Consider the following 2812-nt stretch of genomic DNA (forward strand, 5'->3'; position numbering starts at 1 on the left):
GTGCCGATGGCTTCAAGCTCAATCATGGAAAGGTCCGCATCGAACCGCGCCATTGTGGCTGCGGGCGGCACCGCCATCGCGCTCAAGCTCCGGCCGGCGGACATTCAATTATCCGGCAGCCACACAAATCCAGGCACACAGCGGCGGGGTCTGCCTCGCCAGCTGCGGCTGATGGCTGCCGGGAGGAAACGAAATAATGCCCAACAAGATGCTGATAGACGCCTCCCACCCGGAGGAAACACGCGTTGTTGTCGTTCGCGGTAACCGCATCGAAGAATTCGACTTTGAATCCCAGGACAAGAAGCAGCTCAAAGGAAACATCTATCTCGCCCGCGTAACCCGCGTCGAACCTTCCCTTCAGGCAGCCTTTGTCGAATATGGCGGCAACCGTCACGGTTTTCTCGCCTTCAGTGAAATTCACCCCGACTATTACCAGATCCCGGTCGCCGACCGTCAGGCCCTGCTGCGCGCCGAAGCGCAGGAGGCGGACGACGAAGAGGACGAGGAGGCCGAGACCGGCGAGGAACAGCAGGCGCGCGATCGCGGCGGCCGCCGCAACCGCCGGCGCGGCGGCAAGAACCGCGACCGGGCAGAGCAAAAGCGCGGTTCCGATGCTGCCGGTGCCGACGAAGGCGGCGAAAGCGCCGATGAGGTCGCAGCTTCCAGCGCTTCCGCTGATGAGCCCGGCGATGCGGCCGATACCTCGACCGAAGCCACCGAAGGCTCCGAAACCGTTGAGACCGTAGCCGAGGGAGCCGGCGAAGAGGAGAACAAGGCCCCCGAAGCCGGCAGCGACACCGAAGACGCCGATGCGACCGACAGCGAGAATCGCCAGCCTTCCGAGAGCGGCCCCACTTCGATCGCCGCGAGCATCGATGCGGATGTGATTTCGGAACCGGTGCAGGCCGAATCGACCAGCGAGGTCGCTCCGGCCGAGGAAGCCGCTCCCAGCGACGATGATCGCGGCATGCTCGAAGAAGTTTCGTCCGCACATTCGGACGAACACGAAATCGAATCGGTCGGCGCCGAGGATGCGCTTGAAGAGGTTCGCAACCGCCGCAAGCCGGTGCGCCGCCAGTACAAGATCCAGGAAGTCATCAAGCGCCGCCAGATCCTACTGGTCCAGGTCGTCAAGGAAGAGCGCGGCAACAAGGGCGCGGCGCTGACCACCTATCTGTCGCTCGCCGGCCGCTATTCGGTCTTGATGCCGAACACCGCGCGTGGCGGCGGCATATCGCGCAAGATCACCAATGCCCAGGACCGCAAGCGGCTGAAGGAGGTCGTCGCCGATCTCGAGGTGCCGCAGGGCATGGGAGTCATCCTGCGCACCGCCGGCGAAAGCCGCACCAAGGCCGAGATCAAGCGCGACTACGAATATCTGATGCGGCTTTGGGAAAATGTCCGCAATCTCACGCTGCAGTCCACGGCCCCTGCCCTGGTCTATGAGGAAGGCAGCCTGATCAAGCGCTCGGTCCGCGACCTGTACAACAAGGATATCGACGAGATCCTGGTCTCCGGCGAGGACGGCTACCGCGAGGCCAAGGACTTCATGCGGATGCTGATGCCGAGCCATGCCAAGGTGGTTCAGCCCTACCGCGACACCACGCCGATCTTCGTGCGCAACGGCATCGAGGCGCAGCTCGACCGGATGCTGCAGCCGCAAGTGACGCTGAAGAGCGGCGGCTACATCATCATCAACCAGACCGAGGCGCTGGTCTCGATCGACGTCAACTCCGGCCGCTCCACCAAGGAGCATTCGATCGAGGACACCGCGCTCCACACCAATCTGGAGGCCGCCGAGGAAGTCGCGCGGCAGCTCAGGCTGCGCGACCTTGCCGGCCTGATCGTCATCGACTTCATCGACATGGAGGAGAACCGCAACAACCGCGCGGTCGAGAAGCGGCTGAAGGATCACCTCAAGAACGATCGCGCCCGCATCCAGGTCGGTCGCATCTCGCATTTCGGCCTGATGGAGATGTCGCGCCAGCGCATCCGTGCCAGCGTGCTGGAATCGACGATGAAGCCCTGCCCGCATTGCGGCGGCACAGGCCATGTGAGATCGGACTCCTCGGTGGCGCTGATGGTGGTGCGGGCAATCGAGGAATTCCTGCTCAAGGATTCGCGCAGCCACATCACAGTGCGCACGCCGGCGGCGACCGCGCTGTATGTGCTCAACCACAAGCGCGCCAATCTGGTCGAGCTCGAGGCCCGGTTCGGCCTGAGCATCACGCTCGAAGCCGACGAGACGCTGGGCGCGCAACACTACGCGATCTTCCGCGGCGCGGTGGCTGAGAAGCCGGAAGGCTTCGTCGAGGTGCGCAGCCTGCCGACCTATGTCGAGCCGGAAGAGCCCGAGGACGAGATCGTCGTCGAGGAGGAAGAAGAGGTATCGGTCCAGGCCGAACAGCCGCGCCATCCACAGCAGGGACAGCATCCGCAGCGGTCCGAGGACGGCGAAGGCGGCCGCAAGCGCCGCAAACGCCGTCGGCGGCGCGGCGGCAAGGATCGCGACCGCGAGCATCAAGGCCATGGCGATGCCGTCTCGGCCCCCGCACCTGCGGACGCCGGCACGATTGCTGGCGAAGCAGCAGCCGAGGTAACGGCTGAAGCACCGGCCGGGGCGGAAGCAGCTGAAGAGGGGCAGGGCAAGAAGCGCCGTCGCGGCAAGCGCGGCGGCAAGCGCAATCGCCGCGAGGAAGGCGAGATCGCTGCCGATGCCGATGCCGGCGATGGTCTCGAAGGCCAAGAAGCGGAAGTCGAAGCTCCCGAGGGCGCGCCGCCGGTCGCTGCAGCCGAAGAGCAGGCCGCGCCC

The 2812-nt window shown here is 65.0% G+C and carries 1 protein-coding gene; it reads left to right on the plus strand.

The window, feature by feature from the left end:
• Positions 1-196: 196 nt before the first annotated feature.
• Positions 197-2812: Rne/Rng family ribonuclease (locus tag EOA75_RS31470; protein ID WP_127326021.1), on the plus strand; the 2616-nt coding region annotated here is incomplete at its 3' end.

The sequence above is a fragment of the Mesorhizobium sp. M1A.F.Ca.IN.022.07.1.1 genome, from assembly GCF_003997575.1.
Classification (GTDB): Bacteria; Pseudomonadota; Alphaproteobacteria; order Rhizobiales; family Rhizobiaceae; genus Mesorhizobium.